This window comes from Pseudoalteromonas sp. AWM4_233, assembly GCF_056158285.1.
Map to the genome: position 1 here is coordinate 1,021,484 of NZ_JBSWSZ010000113.1, position 21,810 is coordinate 1,043,293.

The window sequence follows — 21,810 nt, forward strand, 5'->3', positions numbered from 1 at the left end:
ATAACGCCCTGTTAATAGGCAAATTTTGCTGGGTTGATTTTTGCGTGCGAAGCAGGATAGCAAAAAGCGACACAGTGAAATTTGTCCTTATTTAATAGTTTGTTAGGTGAAATCATTCTCCAAGCCTCCAAACAGGGAAAGCATAGTCCAACCCCTTTTCCTCATATAGGTCTAGTAAGTGGTCTAAGTCATCTAATTCTGTGTCAGGTGGAACATCAATAGTCATCAACGAAAACTGCTGTAACGACTCCACACTACAGCCAAATTTTATGAGCATTTTAATGAACTCTGAAGTATCTATCCCCTGATTGTTCATAACCCATATGACTGAGTGCCCTGATTCTTTAACGACCTCAAAATCAAAAACGTGTTCGTTTACTTTATCCAACTCAGCAGTGAATACATCTCCATATGCTAAGTTAGGAATAAAAAAAGGAGGGTTAACAAGCTTATAATTTCCATTAACTCGTTCACACCAAACACCTTCCGCTCCTACTGGAGGCCACTCGTCTTCGATTTCTAAGGCAAATAAAACTTTTTCAAGTGACACCTAAGTTACCTTTTCACCTAACGCCGCAAATAAACGGCTAAAAATAGTTGGCTATAATTTGTGAGGCACGAACAAAGCCAACTGTTTTTTGTCCGCGCTTTTAATTTGCTTTGTTATAACCCGACTATTCTTCATAGCCTTTGTGAAAAACCTTAGTTTTATCTGGCCTCATTAAAACACTATCGTCATCACAATGAATGTGCGCGCAATAATAATTTGAAGATGATTCTAGCTCATAAAAGAGGTCAAATTCGTCTTCACTTTCTGCTTTATACAGTTCACCCGGCAGTGGTTCAGGTGTCATAAAGTATGGCTCTACAGTTTCTAGATTTCGCCACCAAAGCTCTAATTCCGCTAAAGACATACTAGGAAACCAAAACCAACGCCGGTAACCATACTCTTCTTCGAGAAGTATAAGAGAGTCAGTTTTGTATCTATTGATAATGTCTAACTTCATAGCTACCTAGGGTTATAACGCCTTAATAAACGGCGCAAAATAGCAGGCTAAACTAAGCGAAGAATGAGCGCAAGCCTGCTGTTTTGCGTCCATTGTTTAATTAATTTGTTATGTTTTATTGCAAACACTGCCAATTTCATTTTTTAACGCTTCAAACTTAATTAACGACTCTTTTGCATGAGTGGAAACCATGTCCAATGAGCTTGAAAATATGTAACGCTTTTCCAACGAGCTTAATAGTGTTTTCAAATACGTGGACTTACTTAAAGCGCTCTTATGTTTGATACAGTGGATCTCACTGGTAGGTAAACCCGCAAACTCAACAAGCTCATTAATTGGCAAATACAGATGAGATATTTCATTTGCTAGTAACTCATCCTGATAGTGTTTACCGTACAAGAATATAGCGCCAGAAAAACCTATAACCAGCCCCAAAACGAAAGTTACGACGAGTTTTAAGTTTTTCACAATTGCCCTCGTAAAACATAACGCCGTTGTAACCGGCTAATAATAGTTGGCTAAAATTTGTGAGGTACGAACAAAGCCAACTGTTATTTGTCCGCGTTTACGACCTTGTTATAGCTACAATTTCTCCCTAGCATGCCATTTCGAAATAGCTATCGATAAATCAAACTCATTCCTGAAATTTGATTTTCTATGTGAATAGGAAGCTGGGCTAAAAGATACACTATTTGCAAGTTCATCTATGAAAGTGCGTCCAAATGTTTTAAAAGTGGTTATTTCGGTGTTGGTTAATTCTATATCAACCTCAAAAACAGCAAAAGTACCGCATACAACTGACAGGTACATACTACTTTCATTTTGAAACAAGGTCCATGACCAGCTTCTCTGATCTACAACAACCATTCAGACTCCAGTAGCTATAACGCTTGCCGTAAACGGCACAAAATAGCAGGCTAAAATTTGCGACGAAGGAGCACAGCCTGCTGTTTTGTGTCCTTTGTTTAACGGCCTTGTTAGCTTTCGCTTACACCAACTTGTTGTGCCACTTGACCTGTTAGGGAAAAATGAACCTCAATATCAGTTGGTTCAATATTTTCAATTTTATACTCACCACCCAACAGCCAAGGTTTTGTTAAGCTATAAATTTGGTTGTGTGATAATGATTTACCTGACTCTATTAAATCACCTACCATTTGAACTGCAAAGTATTCTATAACGAACTCTTTATCAGCTAACAACTCATTGAAGTCTTCAGGTGTCTCAGCTACTTGTGAGAACTCACCGCCTCCTGAATCAAGCCACCAAACTTGGCCATTATTTACATTTTGAACAAATGCATCACCGGAAGCTGAAAGCAATATAGGTAAATATTCTCCACCCAATAACCACTCCCATTCAGATAACAGAGTGTCTCGTTCAAGGTGCGAGAAATTTACCGTTAAGTCATTTAATGTCATCTGCACTTCCTAGAAAGCTAACGCCCTGTTAATGGGCGGATTACGCTTGGCTAAAATTAGCGAAGAATGAGCGCCAGCCAAGCAGTAAGGCGTCCATTTTAAACAGCTTGTTAGGTTACGAGCCTCAATCTACACTGTGATACTGTGCTGCTTGTTCGTAACAGTTAACACATACAACTGACATTTGATTAAATTCTCTGAATTTTTCTGTCATGCCGTCCTCTTGCTCAAAGACAGCCTCACATTGATAACACCAAGCTTGAAGATCATTCGGAACGCTTGAGTTTTCAATGAAACCGACAGGCTCTCCCTCAGGTTTGACCAGGTGACCACATAGTACGGCAGCCACTCGCTTTCCATGCTTACCGCAATCAATATACATCGGTTCTATATCTGTACTCATTAGTAACCTAACGCCCGATTAACGGGTAAAAAATTGTGGGCTAAAATTGAGCGAAGCGAATAGCCCGCAAGTTTTTTATCCCTGTTTAATTGCTTGTTATGCGTTGACACACCGCTTTTAAAGCGCTTGCGCCTGCACCAATAAGCCAAACTTTACATTTAAAAACACTCACCAAACCAAAAATTGCAAAGAAGCGTTCGACTGGTGAATGACATTTCTGGTCACAGCTTAAATTGAAAAATGAAAAGCCAAGACCAGCTTAAAACTTAATTACGCCACTGTACCTAAAAGCTAATTTGAAGAAAAGACTTGGAGTAAAAACCGTTTTAAAGACAGCGATTTAAAGTGACGCATAACGCCTTAATAAACGGCGGAAAATAGCAGACTAAACTAAGCGAAGAATGAGCGCAAGCCTGCTGTTTTGCGTCCATTGTTTAATTAATTTGTTATGTTTCTTTGTTCTCGGTTATTTCTGCAAATTTACCTGATATTTTTTGACCTTGAATCTTATTTGAATACCAATAGTAAAAAGGAAAGCCAAGTATGGCTGAAAATGCCGTGCCAACTGCAGATCCTAAGGGAGCAATGAGTAAACCAAGTACCCCTTGTTCAAGTTGGCCTGACTGTATCGCAGTTAGAAAAACTAGTGCTGCACCAAATAAGCCTGCACCAAACCCCAAAATTGCGGAAATGGTTACAATAGAAATAAAATCGAGCTGACTTCTAAAGCTCCTTTTCACAAATGCCTCCTGAAACATAACGCCGTTGTAACCGGCAAAAAATTGTTGGCTAAAATGTGAAGCGAAGCGTAGCAGCCAACAGTTTTTTGTCCGCGTTGACGACCTTGTTATGCGTTGACACACAAATTTAGAAGCGCTTGCGCCTGCACTAATAAGCCAAAGTTTAAATTTAAAAACACCCACCGAACCCAAAATTGCAAAGAAGCATTCGACTGGTGAATGACCTTTCTGGTCACAGCTTAAATTGAAAAACGAAAAGCCAAGACCAACTTAAAACTTGATTACGCCACTGTACCTAAAAGCTGATTTGAAGAAAAGACTTGAAATAAAAACTGCATTAAAGACAGCGATTTAGAATGACGCATAACGCCTTAATAAACGGCGGAAAATAGCAGGCTAAACTAAGCGAAGAATGAGCGCAAGCCTGCTGTTTTGCGTCCACTGTTTAATTAACTTGTTATGTTTCAAACCCACAGTTTCCAGCGGTAAAGATTACCCTCGGTTTCAGATGCTAAATCAACATAGCACTCTGTTAAGTGCTTAAGATGTTTAGCATTTAAGTCTGTTTTAATTTTAAAACCTGAGAAGTATATACCGTCAAGTTGATACTTAATCATCGTATCATGATGTTCCCAATGATAGATTTTTCTAAAGTATTCTTTAGCCATTTTCTCGCTAGGAAAGGAAAACACTAATTCGAATTCAGTAGATTCTAAATCAGAGTGATCTTTTCGAAGTGACTTAACTATTGTTTCGATTCTATCCATGCTCAACTTGAAACATAACGCCCCGCATAAGGGGCTAAATTATAGCTGGCTAAACTTTAGCGAGGAACGAGGTACAAGCCAACTATTATGTGTCCCGTTGCCTTAATGCGTTTGTTATGTAACGTTACCAATGTAAGTGTGACACTGCTTGTTTATATGAGCCTAGAGCTGCATAAAAAGCATATTTAAACCGCAATTTTTTAACGAATACTTGATAAAGAAAAACTGGCAACAACCAAATAGTAAATAAGAACACCTGAAGAAATATAGCGATGAATACTAATTGATTCATAATGCCGTCTACAAGAAACACAATTAATACGAACATATTAATAATTAAAAATGCTCGAATAGCCCAACGAGCATCTGTCACTAGCTCTCTTAATTCTTTGGTCTGGCTAACTTGTTTCATTTTTCTTCAAAGTTACATAACAGTTTATTCTCTCCCAAAATGCCTGAATAAATACCGACAAAACGGGCTATATTACGTGTCCCAATATTCACACAAGAAAAGTTCATTGTAAACATGAGTTTAGGATGTCCAATTTTGCTCAGTTGTGAAAATTGGACAAAACGCGGCGTAATAATGTTATTGGACAAATTGCAAACCACTGTCTATATAAACAGTGTCTTTTTTAAACTGTTTTATACTTATGAAATCGCCTTTTCTTACCATGGTGCAAGAGCATATGTATCTTCGCCGTTATGCAAAAAGAACCATCGAGTCTTATTTACGATGGATTGCAGCTTATATTCGTTTTCATGATATGCGTCACCCATGTGTGATGGGAAATATGGAAGTTGAGCTATTTTTAAGTCACCTTGCAAATCAACAAAATGTTGCGCAAGGTACGCAATCTCAGGCTTTAAATGCGCTAGCCTACTTATATAAAGATATCTTAAGTACCCCGCTTTCTTTAGATTTAAACTTTAATAAAAGCCAAAGAGCTCGAAAATTGCCTGTCGTTCTTACAAAAGAGGAAGTCGCTACACTGTTTAAAATGTGTAATACGCGTCATTATTTATCTTGTGCTTTGCTTTATGGCAGTGGATTAAGGCTTATGGAGGCTATGCGTTTACGAGTGCAAGATATCGACTTCGATTATCATTGTATCCGTATCTGGGATGGTAAAGGAGGCAAAAATCGGGTTGTCACATTAGCAAAGGAGTTAGTACCTCTCTTAACTGCACAAATCCAACAAGTGCAAAGTCATTTAATGCTCGATTTAAAGAACCCATTATTCGATGGGGTATGGATGCCGCATCGATTACGTGACAAATATAGAGGACAAAATAAAAAGCTTAATTGGCAGTATTTATTTCCATCATCAAAACTCAGCCTTGATCCCGAAACAAAGCAATTTAGGCGTCATCATGTTGATGAAAAGCAAGTGCAAAGAGCAGTAAAAAAGCCGCACAACTAGCAGGTATCACCAAAGCAGTCACACCACATACTCTGCGTCACTCTTTTGCGACTCATCTATTGCAAAGTGGTGCTGATATACGAACAGTTCAAGCACAATTAGGCCATAGTGATGTAAGAACAACGCAAATTTATACCCATGTTATTCAACAAGGCGGTCAAGGCGTGGTGAGCCCGATGTCACATTTATCGATCCCGAAATAATCTAACTGTGGCTAATTGGTTTACTCATGAATTGATATAAATGACAGTTCTTTATAGGCTTTCAGAGAATTATTTTAGTGTTAGCAGCATTAATTGAAAATTCAAAGAAACTATAGAACAAGCTAATTCAGTACAACTGACATTGAAAAAAGCGCAGTCCGTTGCGCTTGCCCAACACGAGCCAAAATTAACTCAGTTGAAAAAGGTTATTTGTATTCGCTTTAAAACTTAGTTACACGCGCCTAACTTTTTCCAAACCGCCCATTGGCTTGAATATTGAGCTGGGTTTTGACCACGTGTCCACCACTTAGCTTCATATAACTCACCGTTTAAGCTCGCTTTATTACCCGCGGTATACACCTTGTTATTATTCCACTCGGCTACTGCGCAATCACTGCTGCTATCAACCACTTTAATGGTGTTTGCCTTTGACTGTGTGCTTAACCCCGTTGCATCAGTCGCCACAGCGTAAATGCGCACATTACCTAATTGGTTGGCTGTGAAGCTTGCCGCGTAAGGCGCTTGTGTACTCACGCTCACTTGTTTGCCATTCACAAAGTAAGCAACTTGTTTAAGGTCGCCATCTTTGTCATTTGCGCTAACAGTGAGTGATAAACGCTCACCAAGTTTTACCGTTTGGCCTTGGCTTGGTGACAACAGCGTCACTTCTGGTGCCGTTGGCGTTGGCTCTTTGCTTTCATTTACCACCACTGTAACTGCTTTGGCAGTTGTCGTTGCACCTTTGTCGTCTTTTACAATGGCGCTAAAGCGGTAGCTACCAGCTTCGTCTGCCTTCCAATTAAATTGATAAGGTGCGCTATTTAGACGAGTTAGCAACTGGCCGTTAATGGTCACTTCAACCAGCTTTACATCGCCATCACTGTCTTGAGCATCGAGGTTAAAGTTAACGCTTTGCCCTTGTTCAACCTCAGTATTGTTTAGTGGGCTGATGAATTGCACGCTCGGCGCTTGATTTGGCTTGTCAGTAACGCCGCCACACTCTAGGCCTTTTTTCCATACGCCCCATGACCCTGAGTTGCTACCCGGGTTTTGGTCTCGGTTCCACCACTTGGCTTCGTATTCAAAGCCATCAAATGAGACTTTTTGACCCGACGTATACACGCGACCGCCCTGCCAAGGTGCGGTATTACATTGACTCGGATCGATTAGAGTAAAGCTAACCGTTTGCGCATCTGCTTTAGCGCCATCGTTGTCTGTTGCACGAGCAGCAACCACGAACTGTCCGGTATTGTTTGAAGTAAACTTGGTTTCGAATGGCACTTGTGTGTCAGTTGCATGTAGTTGACCGTTTACAAAAAACTCTACCTTTTCGACACGTCCGTAATCGTCTTGTGCATTTGCAGTAATGGTCACGTCCGTGCCCACAGTAAAGCGCGCGTTTACGTTAGGGCTAGACAGGGTAATCGTTGGCGCTTTATTTTCAGTACAAGCAAAAACCCCCACTTGCTTAAAGGCTTCACCAATGGCTTTGGTGTCATACCCTAAGTCTTTTGCTGATGCGGTTACGCCACAGGCAAGTGATTCAAAGTTGCCGTTATAAACCCAAAAGTTTTTGTTGGCGTTGTACATCACTTCATAGGCTTTTTTTACACCCCAGTTAGGCGTATTTGCTAATAAATAGAAAGCTTTATTAAACACACCTGAACTACTATGAACGCCCATGCCCGGTTTGAATTTATCTGCATGACCAATTGAACGACCATCTTTTTCAGGGTTCGCCATATAACGCAGTGCAGTGCGGTTTTTGAAAATACTTGCGCCAATTAACCAGTCAACTTCACAGCTGCCATCCGGCTTTTGGTTCATGTAACATTCCAGCGCTTCTGAGGTCATATCAGAAAAGGCTTCATTCACACCGCCCGACATATTGCTGTAGACCAACTTTGAGTTTTGATGCGTCACGCCGTGGCCGATTTCGTGGGCAACAACCCCTAATGATGTGAATGGGTAAACGCCATAATTGGCTAAGTCGCCGTCACCAAAGGTCACTTCTTTACCATTCCAAAAGGCATTCAAATAATCTTCACGGTAATGAATACGCATCACCAAATCACCAGTTAGGGCGCGGCTATCAAACCAATCTTTGAATAGGTCTATGGTGGCTTGGCCATAATACATTGCGTCGTTTAGCGGTGAGTAAGCACCATTCACGCTTTTATGGGTGTTTTCATAGCAAGGGAACTGAAACGTTTCAGTATTTGTCGTGCCGTGCTCCATGTCAATAACACGAATATCTGTGTGCGACATTTCACATTGTCCATTGCCTAGCTCTTTGGCATGAAAATGGGGTTTATCGGTTCCATAATGATGTAGGCCGATCTTTTCATTACCGCCGGGACCTGAGCCCACTCTGGTGTGGTGCAAGGTTTCAATACGATTTAAAACTGCCCCTGAATGCGCATCAATGGTAAACTCTGGGCGCGTTGGTGCACCTTGTGTTTCAGCCAAAATAGAGACTAAGTAAGCCAATTTAAGCTCACCATTATGCGGGAATATAATCAGCTCAGCTTGCTCATCAGATGATGAAATAAGTGCTTTAATTTGCTCTCTAGCAAACGCGATTGCTTTATCAGCGTCGATGCTCGGAATAACTGTATCTATGCTTGGCTTTGTGATCACCGAGCCACTAATAGACTTTATTTCGCCCTCAGTTTGAAACCAAGCACTGAACACATTTTTCTCTTCATGGTGAGTGACAATTTCACCACCATAAACACGCACACCTTTATAATATTGGCTGCGGCGCAAATGCTTACCATCAGCAGATTTTGTGTGTGTTCTGAATTCAAAATCGCTTTGAGACGACGAGCTTGCTACTCTAAAAAAGCTATCATTTTGTGATAACTGAGACTTTAAGCTGTTTTGTAACTGTTTGTTATTATGAAGACTTACCGGCTCACTGGCCATTGCAGTCACACTGGTTAATGCACTTGCCCCCATGCTCGCAGCCACAAAAAAGGCCACCTTACTCATTTTTAACATTTTTATTCTCTTTTATATCTTTATTACTTAACCTGAGATCAGGTTATTTAGGTGCGTCCATGCACCTAGAATGAACTTGGTTTTGATTATTGATTTATGAAGGTTAAAGCTTGCGCCATACGCCGCCGTTTCCTGGAGTTTGACCGCGCGTCCACCAGCGAGCTTGGTAAGTTTCGCCGTTATGCTCAACTTTATCGCCACCGGTATAAACTAGGTCGCTACGCCATGCGCGAACTTTGCCGTCATCTGGGATGATCTCGGCCCACACACCGCCATTGCTTGGTATTGCACCTTTGGTCCACCAACGTGCACGATACTCAACGCCTTTGTACTTAACCGTGTTTCCGCCTGTGTAAACCTTGTTAGGGTCCCATGTTGTGTCATCGTTACCCGGTGGAGTTGGCTCAGTTACTTCAACGTTATTAATGGTTACGTTGAATTCGCGTGTCACTGTGTGCTTGCCATCAGTCACTGCAACACTGCCTTTTACAGTGGTGGTTTTAGCCACTTCGCCCGCTTTAAGTGTCACACTTGCGCCATTGCCAACTACAGTGTGGCCAGGCACCCGCCATGTGTAAGACAGTGCTTTGCCCTCAGGATCATTGGCCGTTACGTTCAGTGTTTTTGACGTGTTTTCGTCTAAAGTTACTGCTGCAACTGAGCCCACTACTGGCGCTTTGTTTTCTACAACTGGAGCTTTTACAGTCACTTTGACTGAACGATTAACTGTGTTAACGCCGTCGCTTACGCTCAGGTTAACGGTGTAAACTGAGTCCGTGGTTACTTTAGGCGCTGCGATGATTACGCTGTCATTTTCAGTCTGAAGATTAAGCGCTGCGTCACCTTGCCAGTTAAAGGTCACAGCTTTGCCTTCTGGATCTGTCGCGGTAGCAGTTAGAACATGAACATCCCCCGCGTTTAGTGTGATCTGCTCAACAAGCGTCACAATTGGGGCTTTGTTTTTCGGCTTAGGTGGCACAACCTCTCCCGCTAATCCTTCGTGCATAGCGTTTAAGATATCGCCGTTATCTGCATCGATTTCCCATGCAAATAAACCAGCTAAATTATGCTCACGTACATAACGACCTTTGGCACGCACAGAGCGAGGACTATCATAAGTAACCAATGTGCCCTTTTGACGGTTCCAAACATAAGCGGCTTCTGCTTGTTCATCGTACCCTACTTCAAACCCGTTAATACCTTGCTCGTCTTGACCGATCATGTGGGCTTTTAAGCCTTTATAATCAATCACACCCGCTTCCCACACGCCTTGTGACGTTGAACCTTTCAGCTTGCCATTCGCAGGGGCGGTCATTGGGTTGCCTTCAATTTCAGCATTTTGTGGGTAAACCCCTTCCCAACCGCGGCCATACATAGCAGTGCCCACTACCAGCTTGTCGCTTGGCACACCTTGCTTAAGTAGTAATTGGATTGCGTTATCTAGCGTGTAGGCAGGGCCTTTTCTTGGCTCGCCGTTTTCGTCAACACCTGTGCCGTTACACTCGTCTGCACTCAAATGAGAGCCACAGTAAATCGCAGTTTGGTGACCCGTTACGTTGTTCCAACCTCCGGCAAAGTCGTAAGTCATGGCAAAAATGTAGTCCATGTGCTCAGCAGCTTGCTTGTAGTCTACGTCTTCAATTTTGTCGTAACCTGTACCAATGGCAGAGGTCAGTTCAAACTCACGACCCATTTCGATTTCTAACTCATCAAGCATCTCTCGTAGCTCTTTCATTAGAATGATGTACACTTCGCCGTCTTTTTCAGAGCCTAGATCTGGGTTTGCACCATCACCACCCGGGAATTCCCAGTCGATGTCGATACCGTCGTAGAACTTCCACGTTTTTAAGAACTCGCGCATTGAGCTAACAAAGGTGTCGCGGTTTTCTTTTTTGTCGAAATCGAAGAATGGATCAGAGAGTGTCCAACCACCTACCGATGGTAAAATCTTCAGATCAGGATTGCGCTTTTTCAGTGCCATAAGCTGCGCGTAAGTACCACGAATTGGATCTTTGCTGCTCACACCCGGTAGTGCTTTTTGTACTGCCGCCCACGGATCGTGAATAACGACTTCGTAATCTTTTGAGCCACCACATGCCAGTTCAAGGGCACGTAAGCTGTTGCCGTTTTCAATTTCTGAGAGCGAGTCATTTGGGCCACACACAGGAATAAAGCCGTAAAGTAGGTGAGTAATGTTGTCAGCTGGGATCTGAGTCACATCGAATTTACGACCATAGATACCCCACTCTACAAAGTAAGCGCCAACCACCGTATTTGGATCGGTGTCGAACTTTTTATTGTTAGGGTTAACGTTGAGTTTAAGTGGCTCTAAGTGACCGCCGTCTGTGTCGGCAATGACAATTGGCTTAGACGCAGACATAGCACAGCCGCTGGAATCACATAGGGCAATACGCAGCTGATGACGGCCAGACTTATGATACGGGAAGCGAATAGTACCGCCTGTCGTGCCTGCCGATAAAGTGCCTTCGTTCACCACTTTATCGTCAAAGTATACTTTGTAGCTGTCACCGCCTTTGCCAGACCATGCGTTCCATTCAATTTGAATGTCGACAACCTCTTTGGCTTGAATTAGTTGCTTATAAGAGCCACGACCATAGATGTTTACATCAACAAATGAGTAGTTTTGTGGCTTCCAGTTAATGCTTGGCGTTGATGGTGCGGCAAATGATGCGGCACTTGCTAAAGCTGCACCTACGGCGGCAGCTGTGGTTAAATATTTAAACATGTTGTATTTACCTTACTGAGTATTATTAGAGTTTTTTCCAAACAGAACTTTGGCCCGGTGTTTGACCGCGCGTCCACCAGCGAGCTTGATAGCGCTGACCTTCAAAAGTGACAATGGCGCCACCTTGGTAGGCTTTGTTGGAGTTGTATGAATTGGTGTCGTCACCACCGCTTTGGACTAATTCCCAAGCTTGGCTAGAGTCTGGCGCTTGGCCGCGTACCCACCATTTGGCGCGGTAAGTTTTGCCTTTATAAACGGCTGTATTACCTGCGGTATAAACCTTGTTCGCATCCCATGTGTCTTTACCTGTTGGAGGTGTAGGTTCAGGCTTGTCTACTTTATTCGTGACGTTAATCACCAGCGGCACGGTTTTACTGATGAAGCCGTCTGACACCGTTACCTTGCCATCAAAACGCGTGTCTGCATCCACTTGCGGCGCAGTCACTGTGATAGTTGAACCTTGACCTGTGAAACGCACAGCAGCAGGTAACTGCCAGTCGAAGTTCAGTATTGCTTGCTCGTCATCGAAAGCATGCACATGCAGGTGCTTACTTTGCCCTTCTTCTAGCGTCAGCGGCGCTGGCGTATGCACAGTCGGTGCGGTATTGGTTGGCTTTTTGTGTACTTTAAGATTAAAGCTGTGCGCCTTATTGCTTAAGAAAACTTGATTGCTCTTGATGTTTTCAGCGTCGAATTCAATCTCACCACTGGCATTTTGCACACCAATACGGATCAAGCTGTCAAAGCCAGATACCAGCTTGTTGGCAAAATCAGCCTGCCACTGGTTGGCATTCGCTGCAGTCACATCGAACTTTTCTTGAATCAGCTCTCGGCCATTTTCGTCAAATAAACGTGCCCAAATGGTGTCACCGTTTTGTGCTTCTTGGCCTTGCTTTACAAAGTAGTCAAAGGCAAACCAAGTATTAGGGGCTGGCGTTGAGGCATCATCGCGCTTGATGGTGATGTCGCTACAGTTGTAGAAACCTTCACCAACCACATCGTCACGTTGCCAACGGCTATACAAAATAGCATCGCCATCAAAACGCTCCGGTATAGCAACGTCCATCTCGTAGTAACGATGACCATCTGGTGCCATAAAGAAGTCAACATTGCCGTGCGCTTGCACCAGCTCTAAGTCGCCCCATGCCAGTGGTTTATTTTTAAAGTCCACACCCGGTTTAGTTAAATAAAACTGCCAAAAGCTAGGATTATGTGGCGTGGTTGCGCGGTAGCGGATCTTAATTTTGCCTTCGCCATTGGGCACCACTTCGGTTTTTTGCCAATCTGCTGAAGGAATATTCATGCCCGCCTTGCTGGCATTACCTGCCGCACATAGCGTGCCGTCAGGCACATTGGCTTCAACCGCGCTTTGGTTGTTGTAATCCGCAGTATTGACTGCAAACTCATGGCGCTGAATAAGTGGTTCATGTTTTGACTGTAAATATGCTGCGCGACAAGCAGCATTTGGAATATTAGAGCCATCTTCTGGCCACCAATATCCACCTTGCTCGTGACAAATCGTTTGTCTGGCTTTAGGAAAATCCATATAGCCGTGCGCATTGACTTTGCCAATGAGCCCCGCCCCTAAAGCGACGCCAACGGCGCATAAGGTGAGTTGTTTTTTCATGGTTTACTCGTTTTTATTGTCGATTCCAATTTGTTTTAAACATGACTTTACTCACGTCGCTGACCCTTTCGGTCGCAACCTGTCAATCATTCATGTTGAAAACGTTGATAAAGGAGCGGCCTAACGACCACTCCCCGTTGGGAACCCTGATGGGTTAAAGGCTACATACTTTTTGCCATGCGCCACCGTCACTTGGCGTGCCGTTGGTCCACCACTTGGCTTTGTAAACTGCGCCGTTGTGGATCAGAAGATCGCCCCCGACTGCATGACTTGGCTGACCCGCCCAGTTTGTGCGAGGCCAATTCGGATAGGTGTTAATGTTGTTTACATTGACACCTTCACAAGTCTTGCCATCTGGCGGGGTGTTGTCATCACTGCCACCACCATTGCCTGTGTCAGGCTTAGTCGCAATAGGTAACTCAGGGTATTCAGAGGTGAAGGCATACTTGTTACCGTCTTTTTCAACCACAAAGTTCACCGGACCTGTAATTGGCATGTAGTACATCACTTGCGCATTGACAGTTTCGCCGGGTTTAAATGACTCAAGCTGACCGCCCCACTGGTTTTTGAAGGTGATAGAGAAACGGTGGAATTCATTCTCAAAACCGCCAATGTTATTGCCTGCACTATTTGACGCATCGTGCTCTACTGCCATGCCCAGCTTTTTGCGTGCATTCCAGTTCGATTTAAAAATCGGTGACGTCGAAGTCGGGACGTTAAAGGTAATCGTCGCACCAGTCAGATCCAGCTCTGAGTTGTTGGTAAACGCAAAGGTTGGACGAATTGGGTAGTTTTGATCACCAACCGGGAAGTCTTTGGCGACAAAACGAATATCGACAGCTTTTTCTGGCGCAACAAACTCTTTGTCACCTAGGTTAGTGTTGTATGCCACACCACTTTGGTTAAAGGTGTTGTACGCTAAAGACGTCATGGTTGACCCCATGAAGTATTCGCCTTTGTCTGCATGGTAGTCAAAGTCACCTGCCAGTTCCCAGAACATCACCCCGCCGAGACCCTTTTCAACCACATAGTCGAGTTTGGTTTTCATCGACTCTGTGTCTTCCATTGAAAGGAATACTTTTTTCTCGGCGTTGTATAACCAAGGAGCTACCGCAACGTCGTCGTAATGACGCACATAGTCACCTTTAAATACATCATCCGGATCTGAGTCAGGCGTTAGACCATAAACCCCTAGGTAGCTTGGATTAATACCATGCTCTAGGTTTTTAGCGTGCCAAAGTGGGTTAGACCCTGCTGCAACTTCTTGGCCGTTTTCGATGTCGTGCCATAAGTTATCGATACCAATGGCGCCGTTACCACACTTGTTCTTTTCACCAATGCCAGTGCCTTTTGGACAGTCATTTTGGTTAGGTAAAGGTGCACGACCCCACAGGCCATTTTCTCCACCGCGTACGTCTTTAAAGCCACGGGTATAGTAAGGAATACCAATGTTAATGCGCCCTGCAGGCATAGTGCCGCGGAAGTAATTCACCGCCCAATCAGTATTTAAATAACCGATGCCACCAAACTCTTTGGTGTTATAGACATTCCAAGTTTTCAGCTCTGTATCTTTACCTGTGTCGTAAAGTGGCGCATTGTGGCCAACGTGATCATTCCACGCACCGTGAAGGTCGTACGTCATGATGTTTACAAAGTCTAAATACTGAGCCGTTTGGAATGTTTCCATACCGCGTAGTAGGTAGCCTGATGACGGCGCGGCAATGGTTAACATGTAGTGTTTACCGTCTTGCTCACCTGCTTTATCAAGGGCTTCACGTAGGTCTTTCATCAGTACTTGGTACGAGTTGTTTAAACCTGCACGACGTGCGTTACTGATCGCAAAGTCTTCTGGGTGACCTGTGTCTTTCATTGATGACGGGTATTCATAATCCACGTCTAGACCATCAAAGTCATAGGTTCTTAAGAACTCAACTGAGCTATTAACAAACGCATCGATACCAGCTTGGTTAACACTGCCATCTTCATTGGTGGTCATGGTGTAAAAACCGCCGTTGTTAACGCGTTTACCCGTTTCGTCAAAGTAACCGCCGGTTTCAGCCCAACCACCTACCGAGATAAGCGTTTTCACGTGCTTGTGTTTTTTCTTGTATTTGCTCAGTAAGTTAAAGTGACCTTTGTATGGCAGAGATGGGTCCATTTCTGCACCTTCAACACCCGGCCAAGTCATGTTAGTGGCAGCATTGCCTTCGGCATTGGGGTTACCAATGCTGATTTCGTTTTTGTCATTCACATGGGCAAACGCGTAGTTAATATGGGTGATCTTGTCCCACGGAATATCATCAACTAGGTAGCTTGGTTGGCCGTTTTTACCATGACGCCAGCTTGTGAAGTAACCAATCACGCGTCTTTGGTGATCGGCCCCCATTTTTTCACGGCCCTCGGTGTCGTAAATATCACAGTATGCAGGCGTCACACCCGGTGTTTGGTATAAACCTGCTGGACGACAGTCTTCATGTGACACATCACCGTCATTGGTGTCTTTCACCACAAAGGTGCGGCTGATGATGTCCGACGCTAAACCGTGTTCGTCTTCAGCAACTAGGCTAAATACTTGACGTCCAGCCGAGGTGGCTTTCCACACAACTTGGTGTTCATTTTCAGTGCTTGTTGCAAGCACTTCACCGTTTAGTTTGAGCGTTTGTGTAAGCTTGTCACCATCTGAGTCGCTGGCTACCAGCGTGAACACAATCTCACTGCCGACTTCTAACTCACTCGGTAACTGAGCGGCAAGCCTTGCAACAGGCGCATTGTTTTTGTCTTTTGGTGGTTCTGCCGTCACCGTGATCTTACGGCTAACAGAGCGCGCCGTTGCACCGTCATCGTCTAGTGCTACGCCATGAAATTCATGAGTACCCGCTTTGGCCTTCCAAAAGAAAGTATATGGCGCATTACTTAAAACCGTGACCAATGAGTCATTGTGGTAAATCGCAACATGTTTAATTACACCGTCACTGTCTTGTGCACTAAAGTCGAGCGTGACTTCTTCGTTTTCTTGCACAGACAGGTCTGCCGCCGGCTTAAGTAATTTAACCGATGGCGCTTGGTTTTCTGGCTCAGCAGAACCACAAGCACCTAGCTTAGTCCACTCTTGCCACTGACCTGAGCGAGCTTTTGGTGAAGAGCGGTTCCACCAATTAGCTTTGTAGGCAACATCGTCTTGCTGAACTTGATTACCGCCAGTGTAAACTTTCCCTGACTCCCATAGAGGGATATTTGTACAATCTACAGCGGCAAAAGCGGGCGCACTCAGCATGGCTAACACCAAGGCTGAAGGCTTGAATCCCCTGCGCACTAAATTGAAATGTTTCATATTTTGTTCCTGACCTTAATTATTGTGATTTAAACAACCAACTAATTTAAAAATCACTTATTTACCCATTTAAGGGGCAAAAAAAGTCTAGAACACAATTTTTAAATCACAAAACTTTAACATTTGTGATTTTTTGAATTTTAAAAAAGTAGTGATTAGCAATAAAGGATGAGATAAAAAATAATCAAAAATGAGAACGCCGCCAAAATACCCATATATAACATATAGATATAAGTTTCCTTGAGTTTATGCACTGAAGAAATATCTGATTAAAAACTACAAAAAATCGTTACCTTTACTTTACGAAACTCACTGAGCATACCAGTCACAAATAATATAAAAAGATTACCAAAATAAATTATTATAATACTTTAGGTTCAAACCAAACCTTAAACTAGTAATTTGACTAAATGCTTTGAAAAGAAGTGCTTAGTCAAAACTGTTAAAAATTTGATATTTATTCTTATTTAACAAGTCAGTTTTAATACCTTTTCACTACCCATCTATTATTAATAATTTAGCAAAAATAAGCAGGAGAATAGCAATGCTCTCTCAATTAGTTGAGTTTTTCCAGTTCTGGCAGAATTGAAAAACAATTCTTTATACTTAAAGAAGCAAGTCTCTCCTCTAATATTAAAACTTTAAAGTGTCTATATTTAAACCAAGAAATTAAGATGGGATAAGAAAAATGAAGAACAATAGTCGGGCGCTATTTGTAGAAGGCGAAACCATATCCTAGTTTGAATATGTTAAAAAGCACATTAAAGTATAAGAAGAATACATGCCCGCTTAATCTAAGATTTTTACAGATTAAGCAGAGCATGGAGTGTGATTCATAATAAAAAAGGCGTCCTTGCCAAAAGAAAAATTTATGCGTTAGCTATATGTCATACCAATCCTCAAAATAAATAAAGAGGATTCGTAATAAAGTTACAGCTTTGTCCATACAGAGCTAGTGCTTGGGTTTTCGCCACGTGTCCACCAGCGCGCTTTGTATTGTGTACCTTCGTACCAAACTAAGTCGCCGCCAACATAAACTGTATTGGCATCCCAAGTTGTTTTACCTGTATCAGCAAGGTTATTGACTGTGACGTTGAAAGTACGAGAAACCGTATTAACACCATCGCTCACACTCACTGTGCCTTGTACTGTTTCAGTTGCAGTCACTTCGTTAGCCGTTAATGTTACTGAGCTACCAGAACCCGTTACTGTATGACCTGGTACTGACCAAGTGTATGTCAGCGCTTGATTCTCAGGGTCATTGGCAGTTACAGAAAGTGACGTAGATGTTTTTTCATCAACAGTTACATCAGCAACAGTACCTACGACTGGTGCTTTGTTATCTGAAGCCGGTGCTTTAACAATCACTTTAACTTGACGGTTTACTTCGTTTTTACCGTCTGACACTTTAAGGCTTAGGGTATAAACGCTGTCTACTGTGACTGTTGGGGCAGCAACAGACACACTTGCGCCATTCGCTGTTAGCGTGAGTGCTGGATCTGCAGACCACTGGAAAGACACTGCTTTACCTTCTGGATCAGTCGCTGTCGCTGAGACAGTTGCAGATTTACCAGATTCGATTGTTACCTCTGATACCAAAGTAACCACTGGTGCGCGATCTACTGGCGTATCACTTGCACCTAGGCCTTCATGCATTGCATTTAAGATATCGCCGTTATCAGCATCGATTTCCCATGCAAATAAACCACCTAGGTTGTTAGCGCGAACGTATTGGCCTTTTGCCTTTACAGAGCGTGGGCTATCATAAGTGATTAGTTTACCTGTACTACGGTTCCACACGTAAGCGCCTTGTGCTTGCTCGTCATAGCCTACTTCAAAGCCATTCACGCCCTGCTCGTTGGCACCTATCATGTAAGACTTAACGCCTTTATAATCAATGACACCTGCTTCCCAAACGCCCTGCGCTTTGGTGCCTGTTAACTTGCCATTACCCGGTGCTGTCATAGGGTTATCAGCAATCGTAGCATTTTGTGGATAAACACCTTCCCAACCACGTCCGTACATAGCCGTGCCCACGACTAGCTTCTTACTTGGTACACCTTGTTGAAGCAATAACTTGATTGCATTATCAATTGTGTAAGCAGGGCCTTTACGAGGTTCGCCTTTGTCATCTAAGCCAGTACCATTACACTCGCCCGCACTGATGTGAGAACCACAGTAAAGTGCTGTTTGGTGACCAGTTACATTATTCCAACCACCAAAGAAGTCATAGGTCATCGCGAAGATGTAATCCATGTACTGAGCAGCTTGCTTGTAATCAACGTCTTCAATCTTGTCGTAACCTGTACCAATCGCTGAAGATAACTCATATTTACGACCTGTTTCAGCCTCTAGACCATCAAGCATGGTACGTAGCTCTTTCATAAGTGCAACATAAGCGGCACCATCTTCAGGGCTACCTAGGTTAGCATTAGGACCGCCACCACCTGGGAATTCCCAGTCAATGTCGATACCGTCGTAAAATTTCCACGTTGTTAAGAACTCTTTCATTGAGTTAACGAATACGTCACGATTTGCTTTAACCGTAAAGCCATGGAAAGGGTCTGAAAGTGTCCAACCGCCTACAGAAGGAAGAATTTTAAGATCTGGATTACGTTGCTTAAGCGCCATTAACTGTGCATAAGTACCACGAATTGGGTCTTTACTGTTGATACCAGGCAATGCTTTTTGTATTGCAGCCCATGGATCATGAATTACGACTTCATAATCTTTTGAGTCGCCACATGCAAGCTGAAGCGCACGTAAGCTGTTACCATTTTCAATTTCACCTAGTGAGCTATTCTCACCACAGATTGGAATGAAGCCATAAAGAATGTGCGTTAGGTTATCGACAGGGATCTTAGTTACATCATAGTCACGACCGTAGATCCCCCACTCTACAAAGTAAGCACCAACCACAGTGTCTGTTTGTTTCGGATACGTTTTGTTATTTGGATCAACATTCATAGCCAATGGCGCAAGGTGACCACCATCTGTATCTGCAATGACAATCGGTTTTGCAGCTGACTTAGAACATCCTGTTGCGTCACAAAGCTCAACACGTAAATCGTGACGACCAGACTTTGTGTAAGGGAATGAAATTGTGCCACCATTTGCGCCTGCAGCAACTGGGCCTTGATGAACAACTTGATCGTCAAAGTAAACTTTATAAGTGTCGCCTGCAGAGCCAGACCATGCATTCCATTTTATGTTGATTTGGACTTCTTTTTTGGTTTTAACCAGCTGTTTATATGAACCGCGACCATCGAGGTTAATTTCAACAAACGAATAGTTTTGCGGCTCCCAATTAAGACTTGGTGTTGCCGGTGCCGCCATCGCTGTTGCTGCGCTCATGGCTGCCGCGACTGCGACTGCTGAAGTTAAAATTTTAAACATAGTTTAGTTCCTTCAATTGTTGTGTTTCCCGCCACGTTTCGACACTGAATGAGTTAACAAGCACTAAAATCGTGATGCGCACGCACATCTCTCATTCATATTTGCTTGTCAAACACGAGCATCTAAGCGCTTTGGGTCGTTCTAATGGTTATTAAAGTTGTTTCCTTATGTTGTTTGAACTCGAGCATTGCCCTTGCATCAAACAACATGCTTTATAGTTTTTCTTTCATAACTTTCTGGGGTTTTGCCTAAGAAAGCTGTATTCCTAATTCGCTTCTTAATTACCACCAGACTTTGTGAGTAACTCCCACGCTTGAGAGCTGTCAGGTTTTTGCCCTCTTACCCACCATTTGGCACGATACGTTTTGCCTTTATAAATAGCGGTTTGACCTGCGGTATAGACCTTGTCAGCGCGCCATGTATCTTTTGAACCATCAGGTGGTGTCGTGGCTTTATTTTTCACATTGACAGTCAATGACACTGTTTTACTAAACTCACCATCAGATACGATGACTGAACCGGTAAATTGCTGATCGGCAGTCACTTCTGGCGCATTCACTGTGATGGTTGAGCCACTGCCTGTGAACGTTAGCGGTGCAGGTAAGTCCCAAACAAAACTAAGTGTTGGCTGCTCATCATCAAAGGCATGCACATGAAGATGGGCACTGGTATTTTCGTCCAGTGTCAGTGCTGATGGAGTATGTACTGTAGGCGGTGTATTTTTAGGTGCCGCGACAATAGATAAATTAAAGGTGTGGTTTTTATCCGTCACAAACACTTGGTTTGAAAGCAAGTTTTGACCGTCAAACTGCACATTTCCTTGCGCATCTTTGATACCAATTTGGATCAATTGGGCAAAGTCTAGACTCACTTGCTCTGCCAATTGTTGCTGCCAATTAGGCATATCAGCGGCAACTTTTAATTGCTGCTGAATAAGCTCTTGGCCATTCACGTCAAATAAACGCAACCAAACTGTATCGCCAGCATTGGCTTCTTGCCCTTGTTTGATGAAATAACCCGCCGCGTGCCATTCAATTGGATTAGGATCTGTCACTCGTTCAATGGTAATGTCTGAGCAGTTATAAAAACCCTCACCCACTACATCGTTACGCTGCCAGCGACTGAATAAAATGGCTTCACCATTGAACTTCTCTGGAATAGCCACATCCATTTCGTAATAACGCTTACCATCTGGTGCGACAAAGAAATCCACATTGCCATGTTCTTGAACAAGCTCCACATCAGCCCAATTTAATGGCTGCGCGTGAATATCAACGCCAGGTTTTGAAATATAAAATTGCCAAAAACTTGGGTTGTGAGGTGTCGTAGCGCGGTAGCGAATTTTAATGGTGCCGTTTGCATTAGGTTTAACAACAGTTCGCTGCCAATCAACAGAAGGTGTGTTGATGCCGATTTTATTTACATCGCCACCTGAGCATAATTCACCATCTGGCACAGTCGCTTCAACTGCCGCTTGATTTAAGTAGTCAGGCACATTAGCTGCAAACTCATGTAATTGTATAAACTGCACTTGCCCACTTTTTAAGTAAGCTGCACGACAGGCAGTATTTGGAATATTACTGCCGTCTTTTGGCCACCAAAACCCGCCTTGTTCTTCACAGATTGCTTGCCTGGCTTTAGGGCTGTCCATGTAACCGTGGGCTGAAACAGAGTCAGCAAACCCTAGGCCCATTGCCACAGCAATAGCCGATAACATTATTTTTTTCATGATGATCCCTTGG

At 43.3% G+C, this 21,810-nt stretch carries 15 protein-coding genes and 1 pseudogene; 1 reads left to right on the forward strand and 15 read right to left on the reverse strand.

Translation table 11 applies throughout. The annotated features are described in order from the left end of the window. Window positions 1–112: 112 nt before the first annotated feature. From ACXAC4_RS26090 to ACXAC4_RS26130, 9 genes are all read right to left on the reverse strand, one after another. Entirely contained in the window at window positions 113–550 is a 438-nt protein-coding gene (locus tag ACXAC4_RS26090; protein WP_475160864.1) for a DUF4265 domain-containing protein, read from the reverse strand. 124 nt (window positions 551–674) lie between these two features. Beyond that, the gene (locus ACXAC4_RS26095; RefSeq protein ID WP_475167672.1) at window positions 675–1,007 is read right to left on the reverse strand and encodes a hypothetical protein; all 333 of its coding nucleotides are present in this window, start codon (window positions 1,005–1,007) and stop codon (window positions 675–677) included. 108 nt (window positions 1,008–1,115) lie between these two features. Further along, window positions 1,116–1,475: a hypothetical protein gene (locus tag ACXAC4_RS26100; RefSeq protein WP_475167673.1), complete on the reverse strand. Its 360-nt coding sequence runs from the start codon at window positions 1,473–1,475 to the stop codon at window positions 1,116–1,118. Between the two features lie 114 nt (window positions 1,476–1,589). Beyond that, entirely contained in the window at window positions 1,590–1,874 is a 285-nt protein-coding gene (locus tag ACXAC4_RS26105; RefSeq protein WP_475167675.1) for a hypothetical protein, read from the reverse strand. A gap of 110 nt (window positions 1,875–1,984) precedes the next feature. Next, window positions 1,985–2,428 carry a T6SS immunity protein Tdi1 domain-containing protein gene (locus tag ACXAC4_RS26110; RefSeq protein ID WP_475160472.1) on the reverse strand — a complete coding sequence of 148 codons (444 nt, stop codon included), beginning with the start codon at window positions 2,426–2,428 and terminating at the stop codon, window positions 1,985–1,987. Between the two features lie 124 nt (window positions 2,429–2,552). Continuing rightward, on the reverse strand, window positions 2,553–2,831 hold the full coding sequence (locus tag ACXAC4_RS26115) for a hypothetical protein (protein WP_475167680.1): 279 nt from the start codon (window positions 2,829–2,831) through the stop codon (window positions 2,553–2,555). Between the two features lie 446 nt (window positions 2,832–3,277). Next, window positions 3,278–3,571 carry a hypothetical protein gene (locus tag ACXAC4_RS26120; protein ID WP_475167682.1) on the reverse strand — a complete coding sequence of 98 codons (294 nt, stop codon included), beginning with the start codon at window positions 3,569–3,571 and terminating at the stop codon, window positions 3,278–3,280. Window positions 3,572–4,035: 464 nt separating this feature from the next. Further along, window positions 4,036–4,338, reverse strand: coding sequence for a hypothetical protein (locus ACXAC4_RS26125; RefSeq protein WP_130256693.1), 303 nt, complete (start codon window positions 4,336–4,338; stop codon window positions 4,036–4,038). 124 nt (window positions 4,339–4,462) lie between these two features. Then, window positions 4,463–4,750: a hypothetical protein gene (locus ACXAC4_RS26130; protein WP_475167686.1), complete on the reverse strand. Its 288-nt coding sequence runs from the start codon at window positions 4,748–4,750 to the stop codon at window positions 4,463–4,465. 241 nt (window positions 4,751–4,991) lie between these two features. Here ACXAC4_RS26130 and ACXAC4_RS26135 point away from each other — a divergent pair. Further along, window positions 4,992–5,965 (forward strand): annotated as a pseudogene (locus tag ACXAC4_RS26135) (integron integrase). A gap of 228 nt (window positions 5,966–6,193) precedes the next feature. Here ACXAC4_RS26135 and ACXAC4_RS26140 read toward each other — a convergent pair. The 6 genes from ACXAC4_RS26140 to ACXAC4_RS26165 all read right to left on the reverse strand — a co-directional run bounded on the left by ACXAC4_RS26140 (window position 6,194) and on the right by ACXAC4_RS26165 (window position 21,797). Further along, window positions 6,194–8,968, reverse strand: coding sequence for an Ig-like domain-containing protein (locus ACXAC4_RS26140; RefSeq protein WP_475167687.1), 2,775 nt, complete (start codon window positions 8,966–8,968; stop codon window positions 6,194–6,196). A 103-nt stretch (window positions 8,969–9,071) separates the two neighbouring features. Next, window positions 9,072–11,714: a glycosyl hydrolase family 18 protein gene (locus ACXAC4_RS26145; protein WP_475167690.1), complete on the reverse strand. Its 2,643-nt coding sequence runs from the start codon at window positions 11,712–11,714 to the stop codon at window positions 9,072–9,074. Window positions 11,715–11,739: 25 nt separating this feature from the next. Beyond that, the gene (locus ACXAC4_RS26150; RefSeq protein WP_475167693.1) at window positions 11,740–13,341 is read right to left on the reverse strand and encodes a lytic polysaccharide monooxygenase; all 1,602 of its coding nucleotides are present in this window, start codon (window positions 13,339–13,341) and stop codon (window positions 11,740–11,742) included. 154 nt (window positions 13,342–13,495) lie between these two features. Further along, complete coding sequence (locus tag ACXAC4_RS26155; protein WP_475167697.1) at window positions 13,496–16,672, reverse strand: glycosyl hydrolase family 18 protein; 3,177 nt, start codon at window positions 16,670–16,672, stop codon at window positions 13,496–13,498. 930 nt (window positions 16,673–17,602) lie between these two features. Next, the gene (locus ACXAC4_RS26160; RefSeq protein ID WP_475167699.1) at window positions 17,603–20,068 is read right to left on the reverse strand and encodes a glycosyl hydrolase family 18 protein; all 2,466 of its coding nucleotides are present in this window, start codon (window positions 20,066–20,068) and stop codon (window positions 17,603–17,605) included. A 277-nt stretch (window positions 20,069–20,345) separates the two neighbouring features. Further along, window positions 20,346–21,797, reverse strand: a complete 1,452-nt coding sequence (locus ACXAC4_RS26165; protein ID WP_475167703.1) for a lytic polysaccharide monooxygenase — start codon at window positions 21,795–21,797, stop codon at window positions 20,346–20,348. Between the last annotated feature and the right edge of the window lie 13 nt (window positions 21,798–21,810).

What these genes read in the sequence shown, in the direction of transcription:
- ACXAC4_RS26095 (WP_475167672.1), bottom strand. Translation starts at nt 1,007, where the DNA reads ATGAAGTTAGACATTATCAATAGATACAAAACTGACTCTCTTATACTT.
- ACXAC4_RS26105 (WP_475167675.1), bottom strand. Translation starts at nt 1,874, where the DNA reads ATGGTTGTTGTAGATCAGAGAAGCTGGTCATGGACCTTGTTTCAAAAT.
- ACXAC4_RS26110 (WP_475160472.1), bottom strand. Translation starts at nt 2,428, where the DNA reads ATGACATTAAATGACTTAACGGTAAATTTCTCGCACCTTGAACGAGAC.
- ACXAC4_RS26115 (WP_475167680.1), bottom strand. Translation starts at nt 2,831, where the DNA reads ATGAGTACAGATATAGAACCGATGTATATTGATTGCGGTAAGCATGGA.
- ACXAC4_RS26125 (WP_130256693.1), bottom strand. Translation starts at nt 4,338, where the DNA reads ATGGATAGAATCGAAACAATAGTTAAGTCACTTCGAAAAGATCACTCT.
- ACXAC4_RS26130 (WP_475167686.1), bottom strand. Translation starts at nt 4,750, where the DNA reads ATGAAACAAGTTAGCCAGACCAAAGAATTAAGAGAGCTAGTGACAGAT.
- ACXAC4_RS26140 (WP_475167687.1), bottom strand. Translation starts at nt 8,968, where the DNA reads ATGTTAAAAATGAGTAAGGTGGCCTTTTTTGTGGCTGCGAGCATGGGG.
- ACXAC4_RS26145 (WP_475167690.1), bottom strand. Translation starts at nt 11,714, where the DNA reads ATGTTTAAATATTTAACCACAGCTGCCGCCGTAGGTGCAGCTTTAGCA.
- ACXAC4_RS26150 (WP_475167693.1), bottom strand. Translation starts at nt 13,341, where the DNA reads ATGAAAAAACAACTCACCTTATGCGCCGTTGGCGTCGCTTTAGGGGCG.
- ACXAC4_RS26155 (WP_475167697.1), bottom strand. Translation starts at nt 16,672, where the DNA reads ATGAAACATTTCAATTTAGTGCGCAGGGGATTCAAGCCTTCAGCCTTG.
- ACXAC4_RS26160 (WP_475167699.1), bottom strand. Translation starts at nt 20,068, where the DNA reads ATGTTTAAAATTTTAACTTCAGCAGTCGCAGTCGCGGCAGCCATGAGC.
- ACXAC4_RS26165 (WP_475167703.1), bottom strand. Translation starts at nt 21,797, where the DNA reads ATGAAAAAAATAATGTTATCGGCTATTGCTGTGGCAATGGGCCTAGGG.